General features: G+C 50.0%; 2 protein-coding genes. Both read left to right on the top strand.

The genetic code is table 11. The features are described 5' to 3' along the window. Positions 1-80: 80 nt before the first annotated feature. On the top strand, positions 81-539 hold the full coding sequence (gene tnpB / locus L5M10_RS23730) for an IS66 family insertion sequence element accessory protein TnpB (protein ID WP_263256088.1): 459 nt from the start codon (positions 81-83) through the stop codon (positions 537-539). Positions 540-560: 21 nt separating this feature from the next. Further along, the coding region (locus L5M10_RS23725) for an IS66-like element ISSpu21 family transposase (protein WP_263256087.1) at positions 561-2,107 on the top strand (1,547 nt) is incomplete at its 3' end.

Here is a 2,107-nt window from a genome sequence, read left to right as displayed (position 1 = left end):
GTAAGCGTCCATTTTAGGACGTCCTATTCCCACTTAAGATCGCGCGATAAGCTGTGCACTCATCATTACAGGAGAGTGATATGGCAAAGCGAGCTTACCGCAACGCTGCACAATGGCAGCAATTAATCGACTTATGGCACACATCAGAGCTGAGCATCACTGAGTTTTGCCAAACCCATCAACTGAGCACCATGTCATTTTATAAATGGCGGCAACGTCTATCACCACAAACTGAGCAAGCTAATGTGCACCAGGATACACCGTTTATCGATTTATCCGCGCTTGCACATCACGGTAACACCCGCTGGCACCAGTACTTTGTGTTTATCAATGCCCGCAAAACCCAGATGAAGGTGTTGTACTTCGAAAGCTCAGGCTATTGTGTCTGGGCTAAGCGCCTCGAGCAAGGCCAGTTTCCGGTGAAACCGCATCCGAGTGGGATCCAATCACTCACCGGTTGCACCCTGCAAATGATCGTTGACGGAATTACCGTACTTCGCCAGAAACAAGCGAAGCGCTATGGGCAGTCAATCGCTTGATAAGTCTGTATAATTGACGCTATGAAAATCAAGCCTTCATCCTCATCCAACGTGGCAGCGGACGCCGAGACACGGGTTAATTTGACCAGTGAAATCGCGCGCCTGCAGAGTTTGTTGCAACAGGCTTCTGCAGAGAATCAGGCCTGGTCAGAAAAGTACGGCAAGCTGGAAACTGAGCATGCGTCATTGCGCGAAACCTTCGCAGGCATTCAGCAACGCTTAGCCTGGTTTGAGAAGCAGTTGTTTGGTCAGAAGTCAGAAAAGCGCGCCTTGGAATTGGGTATGCAGTTAAGCTTACTGGGCGATATGGTGCCAGCACTGGCCCAACCCGAAGGTGAAACCGAATATACCACCTACACCCGCAGAAAAGGCAAACAGCGCCCGGATGATTGCGTTAATGACAGTGGTTTGCGATTTAACGATAACGTACCGGTGAAAGTGATTACGCTGATACCAGACGAGTTAAAAGGGGAAGATGCCGACCAGTATGAAGTGATTGGCGTAAAAAGCACCTTCCGCTTAGCACAGCGCCCAGCGAGCTTCGACGTGCTGCGCTATGACCGGCAAATCATCAAACACAAAGACAGCGACACTATCCTGCCAAGCGCAGCGCCGTTCAATGTGCTGGATAAAAGCGTGGCGGATGTGAGCTTTATCGTCGGCATGTTGGTGGATAAATTCCAATACCACTTGCCGCTGTATCGCCAACACCAGCGCTTAGCCGCAGCGGGCATTACTTTAAGCCGCAGCACACTGGGCACCATCGTGGCACGCGGTATTGATTTACTCTATCCGATTGTGGATGCGATGCTGACCAGCATCTTACAAAGCCAGGTGCTGGCAATGGACGAGACGCCGATTAAAGCAGGCAAAGCAGGCCCGGGCAAAATGAAGCAAAGTTACTTCTGGCCGGTGTATGGTGATAAGGATGAAATTGTTTTTACCTTCTCCACCAGCCGCGGGCGGCAACATATAGAAGAGATATTAAAACATCGCTTTAAAGGGACTTTATTAAGCGATGGCTACAGCGCCTATGCCAGTTATATAAAAGCGAATGRGGGCTTAACCCATGCCCAGTGCTGGGTGCACAGTCGCCGGCAATTTATTGCAGCCGAAAACAGCTGGCCACAACCGGCCAAAGAAGCGATAAGCCTAATCGCCAAGCTGTATGAGATAGAAGAGACTATCCGAAACCAAAAGCTCACGGATGACAAAAAACGCCAATACCGGCTTGCGCACAGYAAACCGGTGGTTGACCGCTTCTTTACGTGGTGTGATGACACCCTGCATAACCTGACGCTGCTGCCAAAAGACCCCCTCTACAAAGCGATTGGCTATGTACAAAGCAAAGAAATGGCACTGCGTGTCTTCTTAGAAGACCCCGATGTGCCGCTGGATACAAACCATCTGGAGCGGGCGCTCAGGCCCATACCCATGGGGAGAAAAAATTGGTTGTTCTGTTGGACAGAAATCGGTGCTGAGCATGTTGGCGTTATCCAAAGCCTGATAGTCACTTGTCGATTGCATGATATCAATGTAAACGATTATCTGACCGATGTACTGCTACG

Source organism: Shewanella sp. SM32 (assembly GCF_025654235.1).
In the GTDB taxonomy this organism is placed as follows: domain Bacteria; phylum Pseudomonadota; class Gammaproteobacteria; order Enterobacterales; family Shewanellaceae; genus Shewanella; species Shewanella oncorhynchi.
The sequence above is the reverse complement of the archived record's forward strand: the minus strand, read 5'-3'. Positions and strand labels throughout refer to the sequence as shown.

What these genes read in the sequence shown, in the direction of transcription:
- tnpB (WP_263256088.1), top strand. Translation starts at nt 81, where the DNA reads ATGGCAAAGCGAGCTTACCGCAACGCTGCACAATGGCAGCAATTAATC.